General features: G+C 63.5%; 29 protein-coding genes. 17 read left to right on the top strand and 12 right to left on the bottom strand.

Annotated features, from left to right (window positions below; translation table 11 throughout):
* Positions 1-33 precede the first annotated feature (33 nt).
* Positions 34-732, bottom strand: a complete 699-nt coding sequence (locus tag ASE79_RS15170; RefSeq protein WP_056418313.1) for a hypothetical protein — start codon at positions 730-732, stop codon at positions 34-36.
* A gap of 103 nt (positions 733-835) precedes the next feature.
* Positions 836-1,579: a triose-phosphate isomerase gene (gene tpiA, locus ASE79_RS15165; RefSeq protein ID WP_416354514.1), complete on the bottom strand. Its 744-nt coding sequence runs from the start codon at positions 1,577-1,579 to the stop codon at positions 836-838.
* 162 nt (positions 1,580-1,741) lie between these two features.
* Between tpiA and ASE79_RS15160 the strand changes: the two genes are divergently transcribed.
* Both ASE79_RS15160 and ASE79_RS15155 read left to right on the top strand, forming a co-directional pair.
* Positions 1,742-3,697 carry a peptidylprolyl isomerase gene (locus ASE79_RS15160; RefSeq protein WP_056418309.1) on the top strand — a complete coding sequence of 652 codons (1,956 nt, stop codon included), beginning with the start codon at positions 1,742-1,744 and terminating at the stop codon, positions 3,695-3,697.
* 7 nt (positions 3,698-3,704) lie between these two features.
* A complete protein-coding gene (locus ASE79_RS15155; protein WP_056418306.1) occupies positions 3,705-5,195 on the top strand; it encodes an anthranilate synthase component I family protein in 1,491 nt (496 codons plus the stop codon).
* A 105-nt stretch (positions 5,196-5,300) separates the two neighbouring features.
* Here ASE79_RS15155 and ASE79_RS15150 read toward each other — a convergent pair whose 3' ends face one another.
* On the bottom strand, positions 5,301-5,705 hold the full coding sequence (locus ASE79_RS15150) for a hypothetical protein (RefSeq protein ID WP_056418303.1): 405 nt from the start codon (positions 5,703-5,705) through the stop codon (positions 5,301-5,303).
* Positions 5,706-5,885: 180 nt separating this feature from the next.
* Here ASE79_RS15150 and ASE79_RS15145 point away from each other — a divergent pair, with 180 nt between their 5' ends.
* Genes ASE79_RS15145 through moaC form a run of 4 tightly spaced genes read left to right on the top strand, consistent with a single transcriptional unit; the run spans position 5,886 to position 8,788 of the window.
* The gene (locus tag ASE79_RS15145; protein ID WP_082445359.1) at positions 5,886-6,569 is read left to right on the top strand and encodes an anthranilate synthase component II; all 684 of its coding nucleotides are present in this window, start codon (positions 5,886-5,888) and stop codon (positions 6,567-6,569) included.
* Positions 6,566-7,546 (top strand): anthranilate phosphoribosyltransferase, encoded by a 981-nt coding sequence (trpD, locus tag ASE79_RS15140; RefSeq protein WP_056418299.1) that lies wholly within the window; start codon positions 6,566-6,568, stop codon positions 7,544-7,546. Before ASE79_RS15145 ends, trpD begins: the two co-directional genes overlap by 4 nt.
* 1 nt (position 7,547) lies before the next feature.
* Complete coding sequence (gene trpC / locus ASE79_RS15135) at positions 7,548-8,324, top strand: indole-3-glycerol phosphate synthase TrpC (protein ID WP_056418296.1); 777 nt, start codon at positions 7,548-7,550, stop codon at positions 8,322-8,324.
* Positions 8,321-8,788: a cyclic pyranopterin monophosphate synthase MoaC gene (gene moaC / locus ASE79_RS15130; protein ID WP_056418293.1), complete on the top strand. Its 468-nt coding sequence runs from the start codon at positions 8,321-8,323 to the stop codon at positions 8,786-8,788. The genes trpC and moaC overlap by 4 nt, the downstream gene beginning before the upstream one ends.
* Before the next feature lie 88 nt (positions 8,789-8,876).
* Here moaC and ASE79_RS15125 read toward each other — a convergent pair whose 3' ends face one another.
* On the bottom strand, positions 8,877-9,611 hold the full coding sequence (locus ASE79_RS15125) for an energy transducer TonB (RefSeq protein WP_082445358.1): 735 nt from the start codon (positions 9,609-9,611) through the stop codon (positions 8,877-8,879).
* Between the two features lie 439 nt (positions 9,612-10,050).
* On the opposite strand from ASE79_RS15125, the gene ASE79_RS15120 reads away from it, so the two are divergent.
* Together ASE79_RS15120 and lexA are read left to right on the top strand one after the other, a co-directional pair.
* Complete coding sequence (locus tag ASE79_RS15120; protein WP_056418286.1) at positions 10,051-11,232, top strand: molybdopterin molybdotransferase MoeA; 1,182 nt, start codon at positions 10,051-10,053, stop codon at positions 11,230-11,232.
* A gap of 68 nt (positions 11,233-11,300) precedes the next feature.
* Entirely contained in the window at positions 11,301-11,984 is a 684-nt protein-coding gene (lexA, locus tag ASE79_RS15115) for a transcriptional repressor LexA (protein WP_056418284.1), read from the top strand.
* Here the strand turns inward: lexA and ASE79_RS15110 are convergent.
* Entirely contained in the window at positions 11,975-13,270 is a 1,296-nt protein-coding gene (locus ASE79_RS15110) for a ComEC/Rec2 family competence protein (protein WP_321163343.1), read from the bottom strand. The genes lexA and ASE79_RS15110 overlap by 10 nt on opposite strands.
* Between ASE79_RS15110 and ASE79_RS15105 the strand changes: the two genes are divergently transcribed.
* Entirely contained in the window at positions 13,229-14,998 is a 1,770-nt protein-coding gene (locus ASE79_RS15105; RefSeq protein WP_056418278.1) for a recombinase family protein, read from the top strand. The genes ASE79_RS15110 and ASE79_RS15105 overlap by 42 nt on opposite strands.
* Positions 14,999-15,008: 10 nt before the next feature.
* Complete coding sequence (locus ASE79_RS15100; RefSeq protein WP_056418277.1) at positions 15,009-15,452, top strand: hypothetical protein; 444 nt, start codon at positions 15,009-15,011, stop codon at positions 15,450-15,452.
* Between the two features lies 1 nt (position 15,453).
* Here ASE79_RS15100 and ASE79_RS15095 read toward each other — a convergent pair whose 3' ends face one another.
* Positions 15,454-15,633 carry a hypothetical protein gene (locus tag ASE79_RS15095; RefSeq protein WP_056418273.1) on the bottom strand — a complete coding sequence of 60 codons (180 nt, stop codon included), beginning with the start codon at positions 15,631-15,633 and terminating at the stop codon, positions 15,454-15,456.
* Positions 15,634-15,816: 183 nt separating this feature from the next.
* Between ASE79_RS15095 and ASE79_RS21050 the strand changes: the two genes are divergently transcribed.
* Entirely contained in the window at positions 15,817-16,146 is a 330-nt protein-coding gene (locus ASE79_RS21050; RefSeq protein WP_156359716.1) for a hypothetical protein, read from the top strand.
* Positions 16,143-16,505, top strand: a complete 363-nt coding sequence (locus ASE79_RS15090; protein ID WP_235516956.1) for a DUF2958 domain-containing protein — start codon at positions 16,143-16,145, stop codon at positions 16,503-16,505. Before ASE79_RS21050 ends, ASE79_RS15090 begins: the two co-directional genes overlap by 4 nt.
* A gap of 44 nt (positions 16,506-16,549) precedes the next feature.
* Here ASE79_RS15090 and ASE79_RS15085 read toward each other — a convergent pair whose 3' ends face one another.
* Together ASE79_RS15085 and ASE79_RS15080 are read right to left on the bottom strand one after the other, a co-directional pair.
* Positions 16,550-17,095, bottom strand: a complete 546-nt coding sequence (locus tag ASE79_RS15085) for a hypothetical protein (RefSeq protein WP_056418270.1) — start codon at positions 17,093-17,095, stop codon at positions 16,550-16,552.
* 117 nt (positions 17,096-17,212) lie between these two features.
* Positions 17,213-17,641 (bottom strand): hypothetical protein, encoded by a 429-nt coding sequence (locus ASE79_RS15080; protein ID WP_056418266.1) that lies wholly within the window; start codon positions 17,639-17,641, stop codon positions 17,213-17,215.
* 194 nt (positions 17,642-17,835) lie between these two features.
* On the opposite strand from ASE79_RS15080, the gene ASE79_RS15075 reads away from it, so the two are divergent.
* On the top strand, positions 17,836-18,060 hold the full coding sequence (locus tag ASE79_RS15075; protein WP_156359715.1) for a hypothetical protein: 225 nt from the start codon (positions 17,836-17,838) through the stop codon (positions 18,058-18,060).
* On the opposite strand, the gene ASE79_RS15070 is transcribed toward ASE79_RS15075, so the two are convergent.
* Together ASE79_RS15070 and ASE79_RS15065 are read right to left on the bottom strand one after the other, a co-directional pair.
* Positions 18,057-18,641, bottom strand: a complete 585-nt coding sequence (locus tag ASE79_RS15070) for an AbiV family abortive infection protein (RefSeq protein ID WP_056418260.1) — start codon at positions 18,639-18,641, stop codon at positions 18,057-18,059. The genes ASE79_RS15075 and ASE79_RS15070 overlap by 4 nt on opposite strands.
* Positions 18,642-18,680: 39 nt before the next feature.
* Complete coding sequence (locus ASE79_RS15065) at positions 18,681-19,205, bottom strand: tyrosine-type recombinase/integrase (protein WP_056418258.1); 525 nt, start codon at positions 19,203-19,205, stop codon at positions 18,681-18,683.
* Between the two features lie 98 nt (positions 19,206-19,303).
* Between ASE79_RS15065 and ASE79_RS15060 the strand changes: the two genes are divergently transcribed.
* From ASE79_RS15060 to ASE79_RS15050, 4 genes are all read left to right on the top strand, one after another.
* Positions 19,304-19,648 (top strand): hypothetical protein, encoded by a 345-nt coding sequence (locus tag ASE79_RS15060; protein WP_156359714.1) that lies wholly within the window; start codon positions 19,304-19,306, stop codon positions 19,646-19,648.
* Positions 19,638-20,006: a hypothetical protein gene (locus tag ASE79_RS21045; protein ID WP_156359713.1), complete on the top strand. Its 369-nt coding sequence runs from the start codon at positions 19,638-19,640 to the stop codon at positions 20,004-20,006. The genes ASE79_RS15060 and ASE79_RS21045 overlap by 11 nt, the downstream gene beginning before the upstream one ends.
* Positions 20,003-20,446 (top strand): hypothetical protein, encoded by a 444-nt coding sequence (locus tag ASE79_RS15055; RefSeq protein ID WP_056418252.1) that lies wholly within the window; start codon positions 20,003-20,005, stop codon positions 20,444-20,446. Before ASE79_RS21045 ends, ASE79_RS15055 begins: the two co-directional genes overlap by 4 nt.
* 556 nt (positions 20,447-21,002) lie before the next feature.
* Positions 21,003-22,325, top strand: coding sequence for a hypothetical protein (locus tag ASE79_RS15050; protein ID WP_056418247.1), 1,323 nt, complete (start codon positions 21,003-21,005; stop codon positions 22,323-22,325).
* Between the two features lie 104 nt (positions 22,326-22,429).
* Here the strand turns inward: ASE79_RS15050 and ASE79_RS15045 are convergent, their stop codons facing one another.
* Together ASE79_RS15045 and ASE79_RS15040 are read right to left on the bottom strand one after the other, a co-directional pair.
* Positions 22,430-23,392, bottom strand: a complete 963-nt coding sequence (locus tag ASE79_RS15045; RefSeq protein ID WP_056418245.1) for an adenylate/guanylate cyclase domain-containing protein — start codon at positions 23,390-23,392, stop codon at positions 22,430-22,432.
* 9 nt (positions 23,393-23,401) lie between these two features.
* The gene (locus ASE79_RS15040; protein ID WP_056418242.1) at positions 23,402-23,965 is read right to left on the bottom strand and encodes a Pycsar system effector family protein; all 564 of its coding nucleotides are present in this window, start codon (positions 23,963-23,965) and stop codon (positions 23,402-23,404) included.
* Positions 23,966-24,062 lie beyond the last annotated feature (97 nt).

The following is a 24,062-nucleotide window of genomic DNA, read 5'->3' as shown; positions in this document are numbered from 1 at the left end:
CTGTAGGGATCGTCCCGGCAAAACCGCCAGCCCTTACCCCGTCGCGAACTGCCCGAACGGCAGCAGCTTGTCCGCCAGCGCCTTGGTCGCATCCGCATCGCCCGCGCGCAGCGGCACGAGCACCGCTGCCGCAGCCTTGCGCACGAACCCGTCGATCGCGGTCGGCGTCGGCGCCTTGCTCGCGGTCTCGACCAGCGCGCGACCCCGCGCATCGTTCGGATCGAGCTCCAGCCGCAGCAACCCCGCCAGCCCCGCGAACATCGCGCGATTGCCGCCGAGCGCCACCGACTTGTCGAGCGCCTCGAACCCGGTCGCCTTCTGCGCCCCCGCCACCGCCCGCCCGACGAACCGACCGAGCTTGGCGATCACCCCGACATGCCACGCACCGAGCGCCGCCTGCGCCTCGGCATTGCGCGGATAGCGGGTCACCAGCGCCTCATATTGTTTCCGCGCGGCGATCGCCTGCGCGCGGTTGCCGAGCAGCTTGGCGCGATAGCCGTTCGCCATCGCCTGCATGATCGCGGCTTCCTGGTCGCCCGGCGCACGACTGAGCGCCTGCCCCGCGACCGCGGCCGCCTTGTCGATCCGCGCCAGCGCCATCCCGCGGTCGCGATCGACGAACCCTGCCTGGGTCAGCAATTCGCGCGGCGTCTCCGCGCTGGCGGGGATCGCCGCCACCACCGCGCAGACTGCGATCGAGGCACCGACGCACCCGCGAAACCACTTGGCCATATCAATCCCCGCCCGAATTACAGCGTCACGCCGCTCAACGAATCACACATTAATCATAAGAGCACAGTGTTTATCGACACTTAACGCTGTTCGACGCAAGCCGTCACAGCGAAGCCGCCGCCTCGATGATCGGCACGAACTTGGCCGCAGTCAGGCTCGCACCCCCGACCAGCGCCCCGTCGACGTTCGGCGTATCGAGGATCGACGCCGCATTCGCGCCCGTGACCGAGCCGCCGTACAGGATCCGCACCCCGGCCGCCTTCTCGCCGATCAGCATCCGCAACTTCGCGCGCGCGATCGCGTGGATCGCCGCGATCTCCTCCAGCGTCGGCGTGCGCCCGGTGCCGATCGCCCAGCGGGGCTCATAGGCCAGCGTGAACCAGCTGCCGTCCGCATTGTCCGGCACCGACTTCTCGATCTGCGCCTGCACGACGCGTTCGGCCCGGTCCGCATCGCGCTCGGCCTCGGTCTCGCCGCAGCACAAAATGACGTTCAGCCCCTGCTTGTGCGCCGCCGCCGCCTTCGCCCAGGCGTCGTGGCTGGTCTCGTGCTGGTCCGATCGGCGTTCCGAATGCCCGACGATCGTGAACGACGCGCCGACCTCCTTGACCATCGATGCCGACACGCACCCGGTATGCGCGCCCGACTCCGCCTCGTGAACGTCCTCGGCACCGATCGCGAGGGTCGGCACCCGCTCGGACGCCGCCGCGATCAGCGTGAACGGCACCGCGACCGACACGTCGATCCCGGGCGCAGCGCCCGCCGCCGCGGCGATCGCATCGAGTTCGACGAGCATCGCCCGCGACCCGTTCATCTTCCAGTTTCCTGCTACCAGCTTGCGACGCATCACTATCTCCCGGATATTTCGCCCAGCGATAGCGCCGCACCCGCCCCGCACAAGTCCGCAACGTCCCCTATACGTCCGCACGCCCTTTGCAGCGCCTGACTTGAAGAGCTGCCCGCGCGCCCGTAAAGCAACGCCGTTCCCATCCCTGTCGATCGGCTGTCCATGCTCGCTTTCTTCCGCCGCCTTACCCATTCGAAGGTCGGCGTGATCATCACCTTCCTCGTGCTCGGCGTGATCGCGCTCGCCTTCGCGGCGGGTGACGTCACGGGGCTGAGCTCGATGACCGGTGGCGCAGGGATCACCGGCGGCGACGTGGCCACGGTCGGCAAGGCCAAGGTCAGCGCGAACGAGCTCAAGACGCAGGCGCAGACCCAGCTCGAAGGCTTCCGCCAGCAGCAACCGACGCTCGACATGGCGACCTTCGTCAACCAGGGCGGCTTCGAAGGCACGCTCGACCGGATCATCTCCAGCATGGCGCTCGAACAGTTCGGCCGCGCACAGGGCATGGTCGTCAGCAAGCGCTCGGTCGACGGCCAGATCGCCAGTATCCCCGCGCTCCAGGGCCCGACCGGCAAGTTCGACGAGAATCTCTATCGGCAGGTGCTCGCGCAGCGCAAGCTGACCGACGCACAGATCCGCAGCGACATCGTCCGCGATACCTTCGCACAGCAGCTCACCATCCCCAGCACCGGTGCGACGCAGGTCTCGAGCCAGCTCGCACTTCCCTACGCCTCGCTCCTGCTCGAGAAGCGCACCGGCACGATCGGCTTCATCCCCGCCGCCGTCGTCCCCGCCGGTGCCGCGCCGAGCGATGCCGATCTCAACACCTTCTACACGCGCAACATCGCGCGCTACACCGTGCCCGAGCGTCGCATCGTCCGCTACGCGGTCGTCTCGCCCGATCAGGTCAAGACTCAGGCCGCCGCGACCGACGCCGAAATCGCCAAGGCCTATCAGCAGGAACGCGCACGCTATGCGGCCACCGAGAAGCGTACGATCACGCAGGTCGTCGTCGCCGATCAGGCCGGCGCCACCGCGCTCGCCGCCAAGGTGAAGGCGGGCACCAGCCTCGCCGATGCCGCACGCGCCGCAGGCCTCGAAGCCTCGACCCAAGCGGGCGTCGAAAAGGCTGCCTATGCCGGCACCGCATCCGCGCAGGTCGCCGATGCCGTGTTCGCCGCCGCGAGCGGAGCCGTGATCGGCCCGGTCCGTACGCAGCTCGGCTGGACGGTCGCCAAGGTCGACAAGATCGAGAACGTCGCCGGTCGCTCGCTCGACCAGGTCCGCGGCGAGATCGCTGCTGCGCTCGGGATCCAGAAGGCAGCCGCCGCGCTGTCCGACATCCACGACAAGATCGACGATTCGCTCTCGAAGAACGCGACGTTCGACGAAGTGATCGCCGACCAGAAGCTCAAGCCCGTCACCACGCCCGCGCTGATCGCCAGCGGCATCAATCCCGACGACGCGTCCAGCAAGCCCGATCCCGCGATCGCGCCGCTCGTCGCCGCCGCGTTCCAGGCGGCTGATGGCGATGGCCCGCAGTTGGTCCAGCTCGGCACCGATGGCGGCTTCGCGGTCGTCGCGCTCGGCCGCGTCGTTCGCGCCACGCCGCGTCCGCTGGCGCAGGTTCGCGCCGCCGTGCTGCAGGACGTGACCGCCGAGCGCTCGCGTCAGGCCGCGCGCAAGGTCGCCGCCGACGTGCTGGCGCGCATCAACAAGGGCATGACGATCCAGCAGTCGCTCGCGCAGACCAAGCTGCCGATCCCCGCCGCTCGCCCGCTGACCGCGTCGCGTGCGCAGATCGCCGCCGATCCGCGCGGTGCGCCGCCCGCGCTCGCGCTGATGTTCAGCATGGCGCCGAACACCGCCAAGACGCTGGCCGCGCCCGACGACAGCGGCTGGTTCATCATCAAGCTCGACAGCATCGCCAGCGGTAATGCGGCGGGCAACGATGCCGCGATCAAGGCCGCGCGCGCCAATATCGGCCGGTCGGTCGGTCGCGAATATGTCGAGCAGTTCGCCAAGGCGGTCCGCGTCGATGTCGGCGTGAAGACCAACGCGACCGCGCTCGCGCGCACCCGCGCCGAGTTGCTCGGCCAGGCCGGTACGGCGAACTGATCCTCGCATGACGCCCCGTGAAGCCTTGGCCGATGGGCGCCCCGCGCTCGTCTGGCGTCGTCAGGTCGCCGACACCGAGACGCCGGTCGCCGCCGCGCTCAAGCTCATCGAGCCGGGGCGTGGCGACTTCCTCCTCGAATCGGTCGAGGGCGGCGAGACGCGCGGCCGCCATAGCCTGATCGGCCTCGCGCCCGATCTGCTGTTCCGCGCGCACGGCCAGCGCGCCGAGATCAACCGCCACTGGGCGACGGATCGCGACACGTTCGAGCCGTGCGGCGTGCCGACGCTCGACGCGTTGCGCGCGCTCGTCGCCGAATGTCGCGCGGACGTCCCCGCCGAACTCCCCCGCGCGCTCGCCTGCCTCGTCGGCTATTTCGGCTATGCGACGATCGGCCTGGTCGAGACCCTGCCGCAGCCGCCGGTCGATCCACTCGGCCTGCCCGACATGATCTTCGTGCGACCGACCGTCGTGCTCGTGTTCGATCGCCTGACCGACGCGCTCTATCTGGTCGCGCCCGCCTGGCCCGATCCCGCGCGCGATGCCGACGCGATCGTCACCGAAGCCGAAGACCGGCTCGACGCGGTCGCGGCCAAGCTCGCCAGCACGCCCGTACCAGCCCCGGTCCGCGCCGACGTCGCCGAGCCCACCTACACGCCAGCGCTGCCCGAGGGCCGCTACGGCGAGATGGTGGCGACCGCGAAGGACTATATCCTCGCCGGCGACATCTTTCAGGTCGTGCTCGCGCAGCGGTTCAGCACGCCGTTCGCGCTCCCGCCGTTCGAGCTCTACCGCTCGCTACGCCGCATCAACCCGTCGCCGTTCCTCTATCATCTCGATCTCCCCGGCTTCGCACTGATCGGCTCGAGCCCCGAGATCCTCGTCCGCGTCCGCGACGATGAGATCACTATCCGCCCGATCGCAGGCACCCGCCCGCGCGGCAAGTCCGCCGCCGAAGACGAGGCGAACCGCATCAGCCTGCTCGCGGACCCGAAGGAACGCGCGGAGCATCTCATGCTGCTCGATCTCGGCCGCAACGATGTCGGCCGCGCCGCGTCGCCCGGGTCGGTGCGCGTGACGGCCAGCTACGGCGTCGAATTCTACAGCCACGTGATGCATATCGTGTCGAACGTCGTCGGCACGCTGTCGCCCGCCAAGGACGCGCTAGATGCGCTGTTTGCTGGGTTTCCCGCAGGCACTGTCAGCGGCGCACCAAAGGTCCGCGCGTGCCAAGTCATCGCCGAACTCGAGCCAGAGCGCCGCGGCGCCTATGCAGGCGGCGTTGGCTACTTCTCGCCCGACGGCTCGATGGACTCGTGCATCGTGCTACGCACCGCGGTGGTCAAGGACGGCACGATCCACGTCCAGGCCGGCGCCGGCATCGTCGCCGACAGCATCCCCGAATACGAACAACGCGAATGCGAAGCCAAGGCCGGCGCGATCCTGGCAGCGGCCCGCGAAGCGGTCGGCCGAGCAAAAGCGCCAAGCTTCGGACAGTAGCTCCTCTCCCCGTCATCCTGACGAAAGTCAGGATCCAGAGTTACAAGACGCGATCCTCTGTAGCGCTGGATCCTGACTTTCGTCAGGATGACACGAGAAGTTGGATTACGGCGTCGTGGTGGTCTCGCTGCTCGGCGCACGACGCTCCGCCGCATAGGCGTTGTTCCGCGCCAGGAAACAGCCCGACTGGCCACCCGTGCCGACCGCCGAACACGTATCCGGCAACCCGCCCGCGACTCGCCCGATCTGGTCCATCGACGCTGCGCGGTTGACCCAGCTCTGGTTCTGCGCGGCGATCGGCTTGTCCTCGCGGAGCGCCTTGGGAATCCGGTACGGCTGGTCGAGCGTCGAGCACACCACGACTTCGCCGTTCGTCGACGGCGGGCACTTCTGGTCCCCGGTCAGCGTGACGCTGCGGATCCGCTGCGGCGGCGAGGCGACCTGTGCATCCTGCGCGGACGCCATGGCGGGAAGCGCGATCAGTGCGGCGAGAACGACGGTACGAAACATGGGGAAAGGCTCCTTTGAAGGGATAACGTCCGTCACACAGCATTGCTCCGCACTGAATGAAGGTCGCCCGCGCCCCTCATATAGGGACGTCCGTCCCCATCCGCGACCGCCCCGCGGCACTTTGCGGCGCGCCGCCGCCGCGCGCCTTGCATGGCCCCGCGCTTCGGCTATGGCGGCGCGATGATCCTCGTCGTCGACAATTACGACAGCTTCACTTGGAACCTCGTCCATTACCTGATGGAGCTGGGCGTCGAAGTGGAAGTCGTCCGCAACGACGCGATCTCCGCCGGGCAAGCCTTGTCGTCGGGCGCGGACGCGTTCCTCATCTCCCCCGGCCCCTGCACGCCGACCGAGGCAGGCGTCAGCCTCGACCTCGTCGCCGCCTGCGCGGACGCGGGCAAGCCGCTGCTCGGCGTGTGCCTGGGCCATCAGGCGATCGGCCAGCATTTCGGCGGCAAGGTCGAGCGCGGCGGGCTGATGCACGGCAAGACCTCGCCCGTCCTCCACGACGATACCGGGCTCTACGCCGGACTCCCCTCGCCGTTCATCGCCACGCGCTACCACTCGCTGATCGTCAACGCGGTCCCCGACACGCTGGTGGTGAACGCCACCGCGCAGGACGGCACCGTCATGGGCTTCCGTCACAAGACGCTGCCGATCCACGGCGTCCAGTTCCACCCCGAGAGCATCGCCACCGAACACGGCCACGCGATGCTCGCCAATTTCCTCAAGATGGCCGACATTCCCCATCAACTCCCCTCCCGCCTGCGGGAGGGGTCGGGGGAGGGCAGCGCCGCAACCGCCGCGCCCACGAAGAGCGAAGCCCCTCCCCTAACCCCTCCCGCAGGCGGGAGGGGACTATGATCCTCCCCGACCCGTCCTCCCCCCTCTCGCGCGAATCCGCCCGCGAAGCGTTCGCCGACATCCTCGACGCGCGCGCCGGCGACGACGCGATCGCGACCTTCCTGATCGATCTGTCGGCGCGCGGCGAAACCAGCATCGAGATCGCCGAAGCCGCGCGCGCACTGCGCAACCGGATGATCCCGATCGACGCCCCCGCAGGCGCGATCGACGTCTGCGGCACCGGCGGCGATGGCCACCACACGGTCAACGTCTCGACCGCAGTCGCACTCGTCGTCGCGGCGTGCGGCGTCCCCGTCGCCAAGCACGGCAACCGCGCCGCCTCCAGCAAGGCCGGCGCCGCCGACACGCTCGAAGTCCTCGGCCTCGACATGGACCGCGCCGGCGCCACCGCCGAGGCGAGCCTCAACGACATCGGCATCGCCTTCCTGTTCGCCGCGAACCACCACCCGGCGATGAAGCGCATCACCCCGATCCGGCAGCGCATCGGCAAGCGCACCATCTTCAACCTGATGGGCCCGCTCGCCAACCCGGCCGGCACCACCCGCCAGCTGATCGGCATCGCGCGCCCCGACTACGTGACGCTCTACGCCGACGCGCTCGAACAGCTCGGCACGCAGGCCGCGCTCGTCGTCTCGGGCGAAGAAGGCCTCGACGAACTCTCCGGCGCGGGCCCCAGCATCGTCGCTTCGGTCGGCAGCGTCTCGCTCCCCGCGCGCATCGCCCCCGAAGATGCCGGCCTTACCGCCCACGCGATCACCGACATCCGTGGCGGCGACGCGCACCACAACGCCGACGCGCTCCGCCGCCTGCTCAAGGGCGAGACGGGCGCATACCGCGACGCCGTCCTGCTCAACGCCGCCGCCGCCTTGATGGTCGCCGGCACCGTCCCCACCCTTGTCGATGGCGTCGCGAAAGCCGCCACCGCCCTCGACACCGGCAGCGCCGACGCGCTGCTCGCCCGCTGGATCGCCTACTGACATGACCATGCTCGACCGTATCCTCGAGACCAAGCGCGCCGAAGTCGCCGCACGCAAGGCCACCACCTCGCTCGCCGATATCGACGCCGGGATCGCCCGCATGTCCAAACCACGCGGCTTCCGCGCGGCTCTTGACGCCAAGCCCGGCTACGCGCTGGTCGCCGAGGTCAAGAAGGCCAGCCCCTCGAAGGGCCTGATCCGCGCCGACTTCGATCCCGTCGCGCACGCCCGCGCCTATGAAGCCGGCGGTGCCGCGTGCCTGTCCGTCCTGACCGACGAAAAATGGTTCCAGGGCGCCGACGCCTACCTGACCGCCGCGCGCGACGCGGTCTCGATCCCCGTCCTGCGCAAGGACTTCATGGTCGACCCCTGGCAGTCGACCGAGGCGCGCGCGATCGGCGCCGACTGCATCCTCATCATCGTCGCCGCGCTCGACGACGTGCAGATGGCGGAGATCGAGGCGTCCGCGCTCGAATGCGGCATGGACGTGCTGGTCGAAGTCCACGACGCGCACGAAATGGAGCGCGCGCTCAAACTCAAGTCGCGGCTGATCGGCGTCAACAACCGCGACCTGCGCGACTTCACCGTCGACTTCAACCGCACCTACGAGCTGGTGAGCCGTGCCCCGAAGGACTGCACCTTCGTCGCCGAAAGCGGCCTCACCACGCGCGCCGAGCTCGACGCGATGGCCGAGCACGACATACGCTGCTTCCTGATCGGCGAAGCGCTGATGCGCCAGGACGATGTCGAGGCCGCGACGCGAGCGCTTGTAGGGTGACCGGTCTCACGCACATCGACGAAGCGGGCGCGGCACGGATGGTCGATGTCGGCGGCAAGGCGGTCACCGCGCGCGAGGCCGTCGCCTCGGGTCGGATCACCATGTCCGCCGAAGCCGCCGCCGCGATCGGCGCGGGCACGGCCAAGAAGGGCGACGTCCTCGCGGTCGCGCGCGTCGCCGGGATCATGGCGGCCAAGCGCACCAGCGACCTCATCCCACTCTGCCACCCGCTCCCGCTGACCAAGGTCGAGATCGACCTCGTCGTCGACGCGACCGGCGTCACCGCGACCGCAACCGCCTCGACCGAAGGCAAGACCGGCGTCGAGATGGAAGCGCTCACCGCCGCGACGGTCACGCTGCTGACGATCTACGACATGGCCAAAGCGATCGACAAGACGATGGTCCTCTCCGACATCCGCGTCCGCGCCAAATCAGGCGGGAAATCCGGCAACTGGACCGCCTGAAACCCTCTCCCCAACGGGGAGAGGGAAAGACGCCAAAGGCGTCGAGGGTGAGGGCAAGCCAAGCAAGACGGCCGCCCCTCAAGCCCGATCAGTCATCCATAGCCCATTCGTGATCCTCGACGATCGTCGACTCCACCGGCCGCCCCGCCGCATCGAGCGAAGGGTCATACCGAAACCGCTGCTCGATCAACCGACACGTCAGCGCATCCAGTTCCCGGCTCCCGCTGGATCCAGTCACTCGACACCGCGTAACCCGTCCATCCGTCCCGACCACATACCGCACCGACACCCGGCCACGGATCCCCGTCTCCGCCGCCTCGCGCGGATAGTCGGAGTCCTTCAGCCGCCCCTTGCGCCACCGCGGCGGCGTCTCCTCGCCACCCCCACCGTCGCCATCGCCAGACCCACCGCTCCCGGTGCCATTGCCGATCCCGCCGCTCCCGGTCCCCGGCCCGCGCACGTCCGAGGCGCCCGCCGTCGCCTGCGCGCCCAGCCCGGCCTTTTCCGCCACCACCAGCGGCGGCGGCACCACGATCGGCACCACCGGCGGCGGCGCCACGAGCTCGGTCGCCTTCGACTTGAGATTGGGCGGCGATGCAGCCCCCTCGGGCTTCCGGCTGAGCGACGGCCGCGGCTTGACCTTTTCGACCGGCGGCGGCGGCGGCGGCGGCGCCACCCCGAACACCTTCAACGCCTCCCCGACCGCCGCCGGCATCGGCACGACCAGCCCGTTGAGAAGCGCATAGCCAAGCATCCCCGGCAACACGACCGCCCCGATCGCCGCGCCGATCCTGTCTCTCGTCCGTGGCTGCGTCGCGGTCATCCTATTGATCTGGTGCGTCATTGCGCGCCAGAAAAGCCCCTCACCGCATGAACGCACGCTGGCCAGCGCCCCCACTACCTCCACCCCGGCGAAGGCCGGGGCCCAGTTGGGAAAGCCCAAGTGATAACCAGCGCCACCCGCCCCACCCTGTTTCCCCGCGAAGGCGGGGACCCAGCCTGGGCTCCCGCCTTCGCGGGAGAACAAGGAAGCAGTCGCTGAAGTTCGGTATCGACCGATGCAGCCGAAACGCGCGACCGCCGCTCCACCCCAACAACACCTGTCCTACACAACGATCGAATGGCACAGCACGGAACATACCGACCCACCCCCGCGCTTCCCCTTACGACACCCCGCCAAACGACGACCCGCCAAACACCTCCCAGCGTCTCTACTTCCTATACTTCACTTTTCCGAACCGCCCGAAAACAGAGACTTACGCATGACCCTAATCCCCGTCGCCGAAGCCCAGACCCGCCTCTTCGCCATGGCCCCCCGCGTCGGCCATGAGACCGTTCCCCTGCGCGACGCCGCCGGCCGCTGGGCCGCCGAGGATATCCTCGCCCGCCGGACCCAACCCGCCGCCGATCTCTCGGCGATGGACGGCTACGCGATCCGTTTCGCCGACCTCCCCGGCCCCTGGACCGTCATCGGCGAGAGCGCCGCCGGCCGCCCCTTCACCGGCGCCGTCGCCACAGGCCAAGCCACCCGCATCTTCACCGGCGCCGCGATGCCCGAGGGCGCTGACACCGTCATGGTCCAGGAAGAGGCCGAGCGCGACGGCGCCACGCTGATCCTCGCCGGCGAAGGCCCGCCGATGCTGGGGCGCAACACCCGCCGCAAGGGCCTAGACTTCTCGACCGGCACGCGTCTGATCGCGGCAGGCCAGCGCCTCAGCCCCGCGCGCATCGCCGTCGCCGCGACCGGCGGCCATGGCAGCGTCACGGTCAACCGCCGAGTCCGCGTCGCGGTCGCCGCCACCGGTGACGAACTCGTCCCGCCGGGCTCGACCACCGATGGCGTCGCGCTCCCCGAATCGAACGGCATCATGCTCGCCGCGATGCTCGCCGACATGCCCGTCGACGTCATCGATCTCGGCATCCTGCCCGACAATCTCGACGTCCTGCGCGACGCCTTCGCGAGCGTTCAGGCCGACCTCCTCGTCACCACCGGCGGCGCGTCGGTCGGCGATCACGACCTCGTCCGCCCGGCGATCGAGGCAGCGGGCGGAACGATCGATTTCTGGCGGATCGCGCTGCGCCCCGGCAAGCCGATGATGGCCGGCAGGATCGGCGACATGATGGTCCTCGGGCTTCCCGGCAATCCGGTCTCCGCGTTCGTCACCGCAATCCTGTTCGTGAAACCCGTCGTCGCGCACATGGCCGGCGCAAGCGATCCGCTACCGCAAGCGACGCATGCGCTGCTCGGCGAAGACCTGCCGGCCAACAACGCGCGGACCGATTATCTCCGTGCCGAACTGCGCGACGGCAAGGCCTATGCGTCGACGATCCAGGACAGCTCGATGCTGCTGACGCTCGCCCGCTCGACCTGCCTGATCGTGCGCCCCGGCAGCGCACCGGTGGCAAAAGCGGGCGAATCGGCGGAAATCCTCGTCATTGCGTGATGCGGGCGCTTGACGGGGTCAACTATGTTCCATAGAAGTTCCTCGTCTGTTCCGGACGGAGAACCGCCATGCTCACGCGCAAGCAGCACGAACTCGTCTGCTTCATCAATGATCGCCTCAACGATACCGGTGTGTCGCCGTCGTTCGAGGAAATGAAGGACGCGCTCGACCTGAAATCCAAGTCGGGCGTCCACCGTCTGATCAGCGCGCTCGAGGAGCGCAACTTCATCCGCCGCCTGCCGAACCGCGCGCGCGCACTCGAAGTGCTGCGGATGCCGGAGCGTCCGGAAAAGCCTGAAAAGAAGGTCGCCGCTAAGTCGTCGAACGTGAAGGCGGCGCCCGCTGCCGCCACGCCGCAGCCCGCCAACGACGTCATCGAGATCCCGCTCCACGGTCGCATCGCCGCGGGCGTTCCGATCGAGGCATTCGAAGGTAGCACGATGCTCGCCGTCCCCGCCGCGTTGCTGGGCACCGGCGAACATTACGCGCTCGAGGTGTCGGGTGATTCGATGGTCGAAGCCGGCATCCTCGACGGCGACTACGCGCTCATCCGCCGCACCGATATCGCCCGCGATGGCGAGATCGTCGTCGCGTTGATCGAGGACAGCGAAGCCACGCTCAAGTTCTTCCGCCGCGAAGGCGCAATGGTCCGTCTCGATCCGGCCAACCGCGCCTACGACCCTCAGCGCTATGCGCCGGCGCAAGTCCGCGTTCAGGGCAAGCTGTCGGGCATCCTGCGCCGCTACGACTGAAACCGGTACGCCGCCGGGTTAAAACGCCGGGCCTGCCCAGGTCCGGCGTCGAGCCTCGGCGGATCGCGCCAGGGATGACGGTCGCCCGGCGACAGGATGGTCTCGACCCGACCAGACCCCAACGTCACCGCCACCCCGCCGGTCCGCCGCAGCATATTTCGGTCGAGCCGCAACCATCGCGGCGTACAGCGACTCGGCAAGCTCCGCTCGCTGACGACGATATCGGCGGTCCGGCACGCGGCGAGCAACTGGTCGATCGGCACCATATACGCGCTCCGCGTCGCAAGAACCCGCCACGTCCGCCCGCCCCCCGCGATATCGGTCACGCATAGATCCCGACTGCACCGCGCATCGGGCTGGTCGGCCAGGAACAACGGTTCGCCGTCGACCCCGCCATTTTCGGCGAGCGTGGCGCGCGTATAATCCCCCGCCCGGTCCCGCAACATCGCCAGTCCCGCCGCCGTCCGCACCGCGACATGCCGCCCGTCTCCCGTCACCAGAATGTCCGGCGGCGGTGTCGTCAGCGCCCAGATCGCCCCCACCGCCAACGGCAGAGCGCCGAGCCGCCGCCACCGCGTCCGCCACAACGCAATCCAGATCCCGCCAACGACCATCAACGCAAACGCCGCACTCGGCATCGCCGGCAAGGCCCGCACCGACCCCGGCGCATCGGCCACGCGGTGCGCAAGCCACAACAGCGCGTCGAGCGACGTCTGCACCAGCCACCAGACCGGTGCGCCCATCCCCCCGACATCGAGCAGCAGCGCCAGCGCCTCGAGCGGCATCACGACGAACGTCGTCAACGGGATCGCGATGATATTGGCGAACGCACCGTACAAACCCGATTTATGGAAATGAAACACCGCGATCGGCATCAGCGCGACTTCCACCAACAGCCCGGTCAGCAGCAACGAGGCCACGCCGCGTCCCAGCTTTCGAACGCGCCCCTCGTCATGCGCCCCGAAAAAGGTCCGGATCGCCGGATGTTCGTGAAACGCCATGATCGCCGTGATCGCAGCAAACGAGAGCTGGAAGCTCGGCCCGGCCGCGGACTCGGGCAGCACGAGCATCACGCACATCGCCCCCGTCGCGACGAGTCGCAACGTCATCGCCTCCCGCCCCATCGCCAACGCCACCAACACCAGCAGTGCGGCGACGCAGGAGCGGATCGTCGGCACCTGGCTTCCGGTCATACTGTTATAGGAGTTGGAAGCCGTTAACCCCTTCCGACACAGAGTAGGGATATGACGCTTCCAGCAACGATCTACGCGCGCTTTTCCAACCAGGAGCAGGCGCAGGGCAACAGCAAAACCCGACAGCTCACCTTATGTCGCGATATGGTCGCCCGACATGGCTGGGAAGGATCAACCGACCGCGAACTGATCGATGAGGGCCTGTCCGCATACAGCGGTGCCAACCGTGCTTCTGGCGCTCTCCTGTATCGATTTGAGCAGCAGGCCGAAGCTGGCCGCTACCGCAACGGCCATGTCCTCGTAGTCGAGAATTTGGATCGCATCAGCCGCCAGGGCTATGATGCTATCCTACCCTTCCTCCAGAAGCTGACCGCATCGGGCGTCACTGTCGCAACTGTGGACGGTGATCGGGTCTATCCGGCCTACGAGCGCGTCACGATGACCAGCGTCATCGAAGCCGTGGTGAAGTCGGAACTCTCGCGCGAGGAAAGCGAGAAGAAGAGCCGACGCCTGAAAGCGGCTCAGAACAAGCGGGTGTCGGAAGCCCAAGCTAATGCCGGTCGGCACATCAGCAACACCGCGACGGTGCCTGCTTGGATCGACACCAAGCGCATCAGCAAGACCAGCGAACGTCCCGCCTATGCCATGTCGCTCAACGAAGGCCGTGTTGCCGTCCTCCGTGAGATATTCCAGCTGACCATCGACGGCTACGGCACCCCAGCCATCGCAAAGATGCTGAACGGTCGGGGTGAACCCGTTTGGAGCCACCTCAACCAGCGCAGCAATAACGGGTGGACGGTAGGCTACCTGACGAAGATCGTCGTCAATCGAGCAGTCATGGGAGAATACCACCCCATGAACCGGCCTCGTAGCGGTCCTGCGACGAGCAAGGACATCACCGTGCTCAACCACTTTCCGCAAGCCATCGATCCCGTGACGTTCGCCAAGGCCCAGGCAGCAAGGCAAGGACGCAAAGGCACCAGCGGCGCATGGCAGATCACGCACAACAATCTGTTCAGCGGCATAGCCAAGTGCAAATCGTGCGGCGGGCGAATGAAGCAGGAAGTCGTGGTGCGTAAGGGCGGAAACCGACGCAACGGCAAGAACCCCGATGCAGTTTACCAGTCTAAACAGGACATCAGCTACCTCAAGTGCCACAACGCACTCAACCGAGTGTGGGACGAGGAGAACGATCGCGTCCGGTGCGAGAACCGCAACTGGGTTCGGTATGAAAAGCTGGAAAAAGCAGTGGTCGAGTTCGCAGCTGGATGGCTGGCGCTGAACCGGCAGTCCGCACCAACCGCTGCCATCGCCGAAGTAGAAGTCCAGATTGCCGAGGCGCGACGCTTTCTGGAGGACAAACAAAAGCAAGCCGACAATGCAGCGGTCAGCTTCACCAGAACCAGCAGTGCCACGATGGAGCGGCTGATGCTCCAGCTAGAGGTAGAGGTGGTCGACCAACAGAGGGAGATCGACGCGCTAGAGAAGCGCCTGATGGCGGCGCGGACCACTGGCCCCTCCCCTGACCTACTGAACGAGATCGAACACCAGAAGCGCGCTTTGGACAGCGAGGATGACGAGGAGCGCAACCGCGCGCGTGTCGCAATGAAACAGACACTCAGGGGCATCATCACGTCCATGGAGTGCTGCACCAGTAGGGACACGATGATCGTCCTAGGCGACCGCGCTATGGGCCTTGTGTTCAACCAAGAGGGTGAACTTGTTCAATCGGTAGTGCTGCAAGAAACCATATACGGCCCTCACGGCGAGGTCGACTGGCATCCCGACTTCCCCGACGCTGATTACACCATGGCGGCCTGAAAGGACGATCATGCTCAAGATGAGTGACCCAGTAATCCAAGCCATCGTCCAGGCGCGAGTGGCTTTGCTGTTCGACGACCCATGGTATGGCAATCTTGTTACGCGCCTCGAAGTTGTTGCCGCCAATGAGGTTGACGCTGTCCACGTCGGCTATCGCGAACTCCGCTACAATCAGGAGGCCGTTCGGCACATGACGCCCCCACAGCTGACTGCATGTCTGCGGGAAGGCATTGACGCACTAATCGCAGGACTGGCCGGTCCTCCTATTTCAACCGATGACCAGGTTCCGCGACAGGAGTTCATCGCAGCGGTTATCAACGCAAACGTGGCAACGGGCCGTAAGGCTACCGACCAGCTTGCCCATCTGGATGCTAAGACCCCGAGAACATCCAGACAGGAGAAGGAAGCAATCGAATTGCCCCCTCACCTCTCAGCCCTGTGCGGGTATCTCTGACCTAGCAGCGGGGCAGATTATGCACCTCGCTACCGATGTGAATTGCAAAGTGGTTGCGCTTGCGCTCAACGTAGTAGCGCACCCCCTGGAACGTCACGGCAAACTCGTCTTCCTCAAAGTCCGCGCTGTAGTCGAACGTGTTAAGTGCGTAGTCTGCGAAAGCGTTAAGTTCGATCTGCATGTCTGCTACTCCAGTTCCTATAACTGGACTAACGACATCGCCTGACTTCCATTCCTACCACTTTCTGGCTCTACCGACCAGAAAGGTGACTAACTTAGATTTCTGGTAGATCGACCAACTCTGGCGTTGCTCTTTCTACCAGAAGAAGTCTTCTACCCGTGGGCCAACAACTAGGAGGCTCACATGGCAGAACACTACCCCGCAGCCAGCTTGGAGACAGCGTGCTGTCTTTGGGAGGAAGTGCCGGAACTTCTACGCGGTGCAAACGGCACCAAGGGGCTTCGCAAGAAGGTCGAAGCGGCGCGCGAGCGGATGGGAACAAGTCGCCTGCGCCTCACGGTGATCGGATGGACTGATGCTGCCGACGCCGATTGGGCAACGCTCAAAGAGGAGTGCTGGGACAAGCCGTTTGATTGGGAATGGATACCCGAGTGGATTGCCGCCAACGTGGACTGGACGACCGACCAACCCACGCTGCGCTCACCTCGCACCATTCCGGGAGGCAAGGCATGACCGCATGGATTGCGATGCTCGGCACCGATGTTGTCCAGCAGCTGATCGCCAACGGTAAGGAACAGGAGCCGTCGAAGGGGACGCGCGAGGAACGCGACTTTACCCCTGTTTGTAAGGTCTTCCTGCCCTGGACCTCAGGGACGTGGCTGCTCACCGAAATGGACTACGACGGGCTGGCGTTCGGCCTAGCCGACTTGGGCTTCGGCACACCAGAACTCGGCTACATCAGCTTGGACGAGATATGGGAGATCGTGGGACCGGGCGGCTTGCGAGTTGAACGTGACATCCACTGGAAGGCGACCAAGCCGCTCTCAGAGTATGCGACGGAAAGCCGACTGCACGGTTTCATTAGAGCCTAAAGAAACGAAGCCCCGGCATCACACCGGGGCTTCGCCATGTCAGGTTACTTGGCGTTCGCCTTCGCCTCGGCAACCACCTGATCGATATGGGCAGCATCGAATTTGGGATTGGCGCGAGCCGTAGCCTCTGCCTCCTCCAGGGACTTGCCGTTGCCAAGGCTGCGACCAATGCTGCTACGCACGTTGGACAGTGGATTGCGACCACTGCGAGTGCCTGAGCTGCTCGACGTGCTGGCGCGCGGTGCGGCGTCGCCATCCAGAGCAGCCTTGATTTCCTTGTCGAGGTCGCCCTTCTCGACAGCGGCCTTCAAGCCCTTGAGGAAGTCCTGGAAACGCGACTTGTGGACGAAGTTGGTTTCCTTGCCACCGATCAGCACCGGCTTGCCATCGATCTTGGGCGAGAAGCTGATGCCCTCGTTGTTGCCAGCAGCCCAGGACCGATTGGGAGCGCGCGTCGTGCCCTCGTTATGTTGCTTCGATGCCAGTTCGATCACGCGCAGAATCTTCTTGCGACCCGTCTGCGGATCATAAACCGGCGTGTGGAAGTGCGTGCCCAGCGTGTTGTCGATCAGTTCGAGAAATCCGGCCATTGTTGCCTCCGCAGTTAAGTTGCCCATGCAGTTAGGTGCAACTCCTTACTGGATTGTCAACGGCAGACGGCAAAAAGGGCGCCCCGCGAGGAGCGCCCTGGGTAGGTGCAGTGTTGCTTACTTAGCTGGTTCAGCAGCCTTTTTGGTAGCGCGCGTCTGGCGCAGCTTGTCGGTGCGTGCTGCCTTTTTCTCGGTCAGCGTAGCCAGCTGCGCGTCATACTCGCCAGCCTTGATGCGATCCGCATAGTAGTCGAGTGCTTCCGTGAAGTTGGCTTTGGGAATCGACATTTCGCGAACCTCGACCTCCGTGTCCTCGACCTTGGTCTTTTCCAGCACCAGCGGCGTGTTGGACACGCGGATCGTGAACGCCACGCGCCCGCCGTCGATTCCCTTGAAGTTGATTTTGCCTTCTGCGGCGTCGCCGGCTGCAAACTGCTCCTTCATGCGGTTGATGTTGCCGAGTGCAACGTCCTTGGCCGAGCGGGCTGCGCTGCCCTTGTCGGCTGCGAGTGCGGGAACCAGCATGGACGGGTTGAACTTGCTCATTGCGTTGTCCTTCGATCTTGTAAGCAACAGCGCCTACTCCAATCGTATGTTGTCGCCTGAAACAAAGGACAACGCCAAAGATCGGTTGATTTCACTCTTTTCTGGAGAAACGCCGACCACCTATGTCTTCGATAGGAAGGACCAGCGCGAGGTTATACAAAGTAGCTACAGAAGGTGACCACAGGGAGGACTACATGAGCGCGCAGATTATACCTTTCCCACATCGTAAGCCCGACGCCGACCGGCTCGCGCTTGTAGGCGAGAACGTCAAGACCGCTTTGCCGATTGCGGCATCCGATCCCGAATTGGACCTACTGCTCCAGATCGGCGGCAAACTGCTCGACAACCTGAACGACTATCAGGCTATCGATGTATGGCTCGCGCGGTTGGACGCGTTCGAAGCTAACTCCGGAGGCTAGTTCTGGGCGAAGTTGCCATCCACGGGTTCGTCCTTGATCGCATGGTATAGCCCAAGCGCGAGCGCCATTGCGTTGCCGTTGGCCGTGAGCATGACGGCCCGGCGCGCATAGGCAAACACCTCGTTTACGGTTTCCAGCGTGAACTCCTCGCCAGCTGGCACGTCGCCGTTTTCCCAGAGGTCGTAATATAGCGCCAGATGCTTCTTAGTTTGCAGCTTGCCTGCGTGCGCCTCCCACATAATCGCGAGATCGCGTGCGTTCACCTCTGGCATTTTTTGTCGCCATGGCTCACCATCAGCCATCAGGTAATCATATTCAGGAGCCAAGCTGTCGGCGACCAAGAGGCAGGTCAGCGCAGCTTGCTTCGTCAGGTGCTGATTGCGCCTGCGATCCTTCTTCAAGTCAGGATACATAGCTTCCCAGCGAACGAGGATGACCTTGGCAATTTCCTCGAGCGCAATCAGGCCAAGTGCGTATGCGCTCTGGTATCGCTGGTGATTTCGCAGCAACTCGGCGTCCTTGAGCAAGCGGACGAAGTTGGCGACTAGACCCTTATCGTAGTGCTGTAGATCATTGAGCATTGCCAAACGTGGCGCACCCCCGATCGCGACGCAAGCACCTCAGCCGAACAGAGCAGCGCGCTGCATCTCCGGCGTGACCTCGCAATAGGCTAGCGTGGTCATGGGATTGCTGTGGCCGAGGATGCTTTGGATGGTCAGGATGTTGACGTTCTTTTCGACCAGCCGCGTCGCGAGGGTCCGACGACCGCTATAGCAGGACGCTTGGATACCAGCCTGCTTGAAGAGGCGTCGGATGCTGTCGCTGATGAGGCTGGGCAACATGGCCTCGCCCTGCTGATTGAGGAACACGCGCCCTGTGCGTCCCTGCATGTGGGCTTCCAAGGCTTCCATGATCGCTGGGCTTACCATGATGCTGCGGGGACGCTTGCGCTTGCTCTGACCGTGCGGGATGCGGAGTTCGCCGCCCCGGAACCAGTTGCTCTCTAAACGGGCGAGTTCAATCGGCCGCAAGCCCAGGTCACGACACAACAGCAACAAGAGCCGGTAGTGAGCGGGACGCTTCATGGTCTCGATGTGCGCGAACACAGTGTCGAACTCGGTATCGTTGAGCAGCGGGGCCTTCATGTAACGTCTCCTTCCCCAACTGTATGTTGTCGTATGAAGTGTATTCCTACTGAAAAATCAGACCACAGGCGAGAAACCTGCGTCTGACTAAGTAGGGTATGAGTGAACAAGAAAGTGAAGCAACCTCGATCATCCGCCTGACCAAAGAGCAAGTGTGGTCGGCCATGAACGCTGTGGTTGATGATGTGCAGGCTGACTATCCCAACGAGGATGCCGCACTGCATGTAGCGGAAGCCCTTGGTGACATCTTTGAACGCAACCTACTGCGCGATCACGTGGTCCCGCGGATCGCGGACCATGCGGAGTTGGACTGGCTAAAAGCCAACCACGTGAACTTCGCCATTAAGAGTTCCGTGAACCAGTTTGTCGAGGGCCATTACCTCCGCATTCAAGTCCTCAACAAAGCCAATCAGCAAGCATGGAGGAAATGGCGTGAGCAATAATCCACCCCCAATCAACACGAACCAGACCTTCCAGGCCCTAGCTGCCGCAAATGCTGCCGCAGCCGCTACTGCTAATCACATTGCTGCGATATCGGGCCGAGTTTTCGGGACACAAATTGGTCCTCAACTCAAGCTGTGGGACTACGCCTACGAGCCTCAACACCCTGATGACTGGACAACAGTTAAGACGCGCGACTTGGAAGAGGGCGAACTGTTCGAAGTTCACAAGTGGCTACGGCTTATGTCGAACCAGCCCTATGACACGATCACCCACTACACGCCCGCACTCAGTATGTTGGTCTATTTTGAGCGAACACAGGACGCGGCGATGTTCAAGCTGGCATGGGGTGGGGAATGAGCGAGGAGACGCCCAATGAGCGCAAACTGGCCCTCCACGAATATCCCAGGGAGTTCACGGAGGAACAGCTAGCCAAAGCAACAGCAATGGTGGCAGAGGGAGCCACGTATGCGGCGGTGGGTAGAGAACTGAATATAAGCCATAACCGAGCGACGACGCTATGCAAGCGAGTGGACGTGATACAAGCGGCTATCCGACTGCGAGAGACAAAGCTAATCCCTGATGCGCTGATCCAGCTACAAAGTATGACGGCAACGATGCAGGACTTGCTACTCGACTTAGTGAAGCGACAAACGGCATTGGAGGTCATGCAGGGCCGTGTAGTCAAAGCTATGGTGATGAAGCGATTTAAGGCAGAGCGTCAGACTGAGACTATCAAGAAGCTGAGAAGTGAGAACAAGGAACTGCGCGACTTAATCAGGAAGCGCGGCATCGTATAAAGGGGTGCGCCATACATCAGGTGCCAAGGGCGTGGGTGCTGCGCTCTACGGCGTTGGGCGTGCTGGGTGCATGAGGGACCGCACCCTGGACCTATACCCACCAGAATTGCCGGTTTGACCCCTTTATAGAGCCACCACTTTGGCCCCAGGCTCTGGTGCAAACCTAGTGTGACAGCCCCTCAGACACCGACTCTGCACCACTCTCCCACACGGTCGCAGCACGGCAGGCGGATTGCGGTAGGTCTGAACAATCTCGAAATATCAGACCGCATGTAGGCAGGGTGCCGTGCATAGCCCCACCCTCATGCACAGGCGCGTTATGCCACGCTGCCCCTACAAGGGCCTGTGAGCGCCAGGGCCACACGCTGGGGCAGTCGGGTAGCCCCACGTATCCACGGGGCCTGTGCGAGCGTCTGTGGGGGAAACATCGGATTGCAGGGTGGTGTGAGGGCGCTGGTTACTACTCACCGAAGACGTCAACGATTTTTCCAGTTTGTCATCGCATGTCGGCACCGGAAGCGTTGGCATCCCTCGCGCACACCAATATCATGATCCCATGTCACAATTCGATAAGCAGGTTGCGGATGCCGCGACCAACGTAATGAAGCGGCTCCTGGATATGCGGCGGCTCTGGTTGGAAGCGGCAGACGCCTATTTCGATCCAGACAAATTCGTCCTCATGCTTCAGCAATGCATCACGACCTCGCGGACCGTCACGTTCATCGTTCAGAGCAATAAGGCAGCGTTCCACGACTTCGACGCTTGGTATGCTTCTTACCAGGAGCGGTGGCGTGGCGACCCCATCATGACGTGGGCGCGGGATGCTCGAAACACTATCGAGAAGCAGGGCGATTTGGAGACGCACAGCCAAGTGCGAGCCGAATTGATCGCTGGTTTTCTCCCAGGCCCAGCTACCGAATGGTCGCCTAGCGAACTGTTTGCATCTCCACTGGCGATCTGGCGAGGCATTCCTGAGGAGTATCTAGTGCCGCAGGTGATCGAAAACGGCACCCTACTAATCGAGCGCCGTTGGGTCGCGTCTTCTCTTCCCGACACTGAGGTGTTGCAGGCATTGGCTCACGTCGACGAACAGTTCTGCGACTTGATCGTGGACCTATTGCAGCGGCACGGCATGACAGCACCGTCCGGCTTAATGGAGTCGCGACCCGAGCCAATGGGCCAGCTGGCCATGGACCGGGCGCTTTATTTGTCAGTCGAGTCCGGACAGCCGGTGGGTGTTCGGTTGCGTAATCGACCCCTGATGTTCGACAAGGACAAAGCGCGAAAAAAGTCGTTGAAGCGGTATGGTATAAGTTCCGACTGGACCCGTCTAAAAAATGCGACCACGTTCCGCGAAGTTGCGGAAGCATACTTCGAACATGCGCGCGTGGTGATGGCCAAAGACGGCTTCTATCGCAGTTTGGCATTTCTACTTCGCGGAACGAAGATCGTCGAGACTGTTGGAACTGAGCATCCTGATCGCGCGAGCCGCTATGTCATGATGAGGGAACTGGCGAAATTCGCATCCGCTTGTCGTGCCGACGGGGTCATACTGTTGTCGGAGGCGTGGACGGCGCACGGCAGCGACGTTCCGGAAAGTGGCTATCCGGCTGACGCTGCCAACCGTGGCGAGGCGCTGGCGCTGATTGCAGGAAATAGCGCCGGAGAGACAGTTGCGTTCGACGCCGTGATCGTTCGCAAAAAGCCAGGAGGCAAGAAGGTCAGACGATTGGAGCCGACGCGTGAGAACAGCGGGAGGGCTCAGTTCATCCTCATGCCCTTCCAAGCGCAGTGGGGTTGCTTAACCGACGAAATTATCGAGCACTCGGTCCGGTCTCTTGATGAAATAGGCGTCGGTAAAGCGGATATAAGCGGGTGAAAAGTTAACTGTCGAATACGTCACCACTTTTTTCAACCGCCTTGGACGTCAGCGATTATTCCAACTTACCTGCCACGGAACCCGCCGTTCGGCTCAGAGCGGTCTCACTCCTTGAAGACTGTGAAATGAACATCACAGCCAAACACCTTGTCGGTGAACCCCGGCACGTTAACGGTCACTTCTTTGAACCAACCCCCTTTGATGCTGCTGTCCTCAGGGTTGGCGGCCTTGAAACCTGCGTAGACTGCGCGAGATACAAGAATGGGTGGAGTTGCCTGCCTTGTTTCCACATACTCGCTGGACAGGCGCAACGTTCGGAAGGCCGGGTTATCGAAAACGATATGGTTGACTAGCGCAGGTGAGTCGATGTGCCTGATGAACTCCCAGGACTTGTATTCGACCCAGCGCCAATTAAACTCAGGTAGCCCTGCCTTTTGAAAGGCGACGCGAACGGTATCGAGGTCTGCGCCATCAGACGGCTTGTTAGCCAAGTCCGTCAGTTTCGATGCAACGTTCGCAGGGCGACCTAACCAAACTAGGTTCTTATAGTTTTGCCGCTGCTGGCCGTTTTTGCGGATGCCAGTCTTAGTTACGAGCATCTTGCCACAGTCGACACCAATGCCGCATGTCACCTCGTTAGCGGAAAAATGCTTATTGATGACATACTTCGATACGGAGTTCATCAGGAACGCGCAGTTCATGGCATTGGTGAACGCATCGTCCGTGTCAAACAGCACCATAACTCGATCGCCAATGATACCGCGGACGTGACCGTCATACTGCCTCGCCGCTTTGGTCATCGCCCGGACAAACGAACTGTAAAGCTTCGCTACTGTCTGTGGTCGGTGCGATAGGTTGAGTTCGGTTGATCGCCGTATATCGATGTAGAGGATGCAAGTGTCGATCAGCTTACAGGACTGCTTCTTATCATCCAGGTTCGGAAAGGTGATCGCCACGTCGTCAGAGTGCGGGACATACTTCGTCGCGATTACGCCGACGGAAAATTCCTTCGACATGATGGTCGCGACTTCATCGTTCAGCTCATCCCGCAGGTCTGACATTTTCATTTTAGTTCCTCACCAACCGAGCAGATGGGTAGCAATGGCCTTCGTAGTTGGCCAAGCGAGGGCGACGAGCGCCGTGAAACAAAGCCAGCCTGCGGTTCTGAATGCCTTGAACTTACTGTTCGCTATACCGCTGACAATCCGTATCTGCTGCGCCAAGTCGCCCAGGTATTCAGATCGATACGTGTCTTTGCCGGACGGAAGGTATCGTTTTTCCATCTCCGAAGCGGCGTTACCAACGTCAACCTCCGCAATATCTCCGTAGAAGATCAGGTTTGTATCGCGGTAGCGCCGGGCAGAAGGCGCAAGGAACTTCGGTAAACTGATTTGTGGCATGAAGGACCAGACGAGCCGGATTATGGCCACCATCAAAATAGCTATCGAGAGCGGCAACATCCACTCGTAGCCATCTGGTATGCCCTCCTTGCGAACAGCTACGTTGACTGCCGCTACCGTCCATCCAGATGCCAGAGCGAGCAGCACACCGTTTTTGGTTTCGGAGAACTTCAACCAATCGATCACGCGGGCTAGGTTTGCGGTGAGAAGCTTTTCGTAGTTCTCGCTTGGTTCAGCCATGCCTTCCCCCCAACGGACCACTCGGCCGCTTTAGGGGAGGATATCAGCGAGCCACGCGGAAAACCAAGAACAAAGCAGGTTGGCTATGTCACAAGGG

This window comes from Sphingomonas sp. Leaf28, from assembly GCF_001421685.1.
GTDB classification, from domain to species: Bacteria; Pseudomonadota; Alphaproteobacteria; order Sphingomonadales; family Sphingomonadaceae; genus Sphingomonas; species Sphingomonas aurantiaca.
Note: the sequence above shows the minus strand (reverse complement) of the source record. Positions and strands in the feature narration are given on the sequence as shown.

Excerpts from the sequence above, each read along its gene's own strand:
- ASE79_RS15170 (WP_056418313.1), bottom strand. The coding sequence starts at position 732 with ATGGCCAAGTGGTTTCGCGGGTGCGTCGGTGCCTCGATCGCAGTCTGC.
- tpiA (WP_416354514.1), bottom strand. The coding sequence starts at position 1,579 with ATGCGTCGCAAGCTGGTAGCAGGAAACTGGAAGATGAACGGGTCGCGG.
- ASE79_RS15160 (WP_056418309.1), top strand. The coding sequence starts at position 1,742 with ATGCTCGCTTTCTTCCGCCGCCTTACCCATTCGAAGGTCGGCGTGATC.
- ASE79_RS15155 (WP_056418306.1), top strand. The coding sequence starts at position 3,705 with ATGACGCCCCGTGAAGCCTTGGCCGATGGGCGCCCCGCGCTCGTCTGG.
- ASE79_RS15150 (WP_056418303.1), bottom strand. The coding sequence starts at position 5,705 with ATGTTTCGTACCGTCGTTCTCGCCGCACTGATCGCGCTTCCCGCCATG.
- ASE79_RS15145 (WP_082445359.1), top strand. The coding sequence starts at position 5,886 with ATGATCCTCGTCGTCGACAATTACGACAGCTTCACTTGGAACCTCGTC.
- trpD (WP_056418299.1), top strand. The coding sequence starts at position 6,566 with ATGATCCTCCCCGACCCGTCCTCCCCCCTCTCGCGCGAATCCGCCCGC.
- trpC (WP_056418296.1), top strand. The coding sequence starts at position 7,548 with ATGACCATGCTCGACCGTATCCTCGAGACCAAGCGCGCCGAAGTCGCC.
- ASE79_RS15125 (WP_082445358.1), bottom strand. The coding sequence starts at position 9,611 with ATGACCGCGACGCAGCCACGGACGAGAGACAGGATCGGCGCGGCGATC.
- ASE79_RS15120 (WP_056418286.1), top strand. The coding sequence starts at position 10,051 with ATGACCCTAATCCCCGTCGCCGAAGCCCAGACCCGCCTCTTCGCCATG.
- lexA (WP_056418284.1), top strand. The coding sequence starts at position 11,301 with ATGCTCACGCGCAAGCAGCACGAACTCGTCTGCTTCATCAATGATCGC.
- ASE79_RS15105 (WP_056418278.1), top strand. The coding sequence starts at position 13,229 with ATGACGCTTCCAGCAACGATCTACGCGCGCTTTTCCAACCAGGAGCAG.
- ASE79_RS15100 (WP_056418277.1), top strand. The coding sequence starts at position 15,009 with ATGCTCAAGATGAGTGACCCAGTAATCCAAGCCATCGTCCAGGCGCGA.
- ASE79_RS15095 (WP_056418273.1), bottom strand. The coding sequence starts at position 15,633 with ATGCAGATCGAACTTAACGCTTTCGCAGACTACGCACTTAACACGTTC.
- ASE79_RS21050 (WP_156359716.1), top strand. The coding sequence starts at position 15,817 with ATGGCAGAACACTACCCCGCAGCCAGCTTGGAGACAGCGTGCTGTCTT.
- ASE79_RS15090 (WP_235516956.1), top strand. The coding sequence starts at position 16,143 with ATGACCGCATGGATTGCGATGCTCGGCACCGATGTTGTCCAGCAGCTG.
- ASE79_RS15085 (WP_056418270.1), bottom strand. The coding sequence starts at position 17,095 with ATGGCCGGATTTCTCGAACTGATCGACAACACGCTGGGCACGCACTTC.
- ASE79_RS15080 (WP_056418266.1), bottom strand. The coding sequence starts at position 17,641 with ATGAGCAAGTTCAACCCGTCCATGCTGGTTCCCGCACTCGCAGCCGAC.
- ASE79_RS15075 (WP_156359715.1), top strand. The coding sequence starts at position 17,836 with ATGAGCGCGCAGATTATACCTTTCCCACATCGTAAGCCCGACGCCGAC.
- ASE79_RS15070 (WP_056418260.1), bottom strand. The coding sequence starts at position 18,641 with ATGCTCAATGATCTACAGCACTACGATAAGGGTCTAGTCGCCAACTTC.
- ASE79_RS15065 (WP_056418258.1), bottom strand. The coding sequence starts at position 19,205 with ATGAAGGCCCCGCTGCTCAACGATACCGAGTTCGACACTGTGTTCGCG.
- ASE79_RS15060 (WP_156359714.1), top strand. The coding sequence starts at position 19,304 with ATGAGTGAACAAGAAAGTGAAGCAACCTCGATCATCCGCCTGACCAAA.
- ASE79_RS15055 (WP_056418252.1), top strand. The coding sequence starts at position 20,003 with ATGAGCGAGGAGACGCCCAATGAGCGCAAACTGGCCCTCCACGAATAT.
- ASE79_RS15050 (WP_056418247.1), top strand. The coding sequence starts at position 21,003 with ATGTCACAATTCGATAAGCAGGTTGCGGATGCCGCGACCAACGTAATG.
- ASE79_RS15045 (WP_056418245.1), bottom strand. The coding sequence starts at position 23,392 with ATGAAAATGTCAGACCTGCGGGATGAGCTGAACGATGAAGTCGCGACC.
- ASE79_RS15040 (WP_056418242.1), bottom strand. The coding sequence starts at position 23,965 with ATGGCTGAACCAAGCGAGAACTACGAAAAGCTTCTCACCGCAAACCTA.